This window comes from Achromobacter sp. 1011811831, assembly GCF_059760905.1.
This window is the reverse complement of the sequence record NZ_JCBANG010000211.1, coordinates 1-653: the sequence shown is the minus strand read 5'-3', so window position 1 is coordinate 653 and position 653 is coordinate 1. Positions and strand designations below refer to the sequence as shown.

General features: G+C 75.2%; 1 protein-coding gene. It reads right to left on the bottom strand.

Annotated elements, in window-relative coordinates; translation table 11 throughout:
- The coding region (locus tag AC6LJ9_RS30630; protein WP_498150452.1) for a hypothetical protein at positions 1 to 653 on the bottom strand (653 nt) is incomplete at both ends.

Genomic DNA, 653 nt, shown 5'->3' with positions numbered 1-653 from the left:
CACCAGCCGGCCCGCGTCCCGGCCCACCGTGTAGCCGGCCTCGCGCCGCGTGCTCGGCGCCAGCACCGGGTTCAGGAAGCGCCGCGTGGCCTTCTCGCCCCAGCGGCCGTGCAGGTCCTCGTAGCCCCGGTACAGGCCCGCGTAGACCCGGTCCGCCGGCGCGCTGGAGGCTTCGTACAAGCGTCCGTCCGCGCCGCGCAGCCAGCTCAGGTTGATCACGCCCTCGGCCACGTCCAGCGTGCCGCCGGCCAGGTTCATCCGCGAGCCCGACTGCGCCACCACTTCCTTGCCGCCCAGCGTCACCGTGCCGCCCTGCGCGGCCCACTCGCCGATGCCGTGGCCCAGGTTGGCCAGGTAGCCGCCCACCTCCAGCAGGCCGCCGGCCGTGTACCAGCGCTCGCCCTCGTGGCCGCCCACGCCCGCCGCCACCGGGATCAGGCTGCGCCGGTCCACCCACAGCTCGCCGTTGAACAGCTTGGCCGCGTCGCGGTTGTTGGGCGCGTCGCGCAGCTCGTTGCCCTGCACGTTGATCTTGACGCTGTTGGACGCCATCGCGATCCGCACGCCCACCGCGCCGGCCACGTCCAGCTCGGCGCCCTGCGCCACGAAGCTGCGCCGCGCCGCCGTGGCCGCGATCTGCCCGCCCGTGGCCA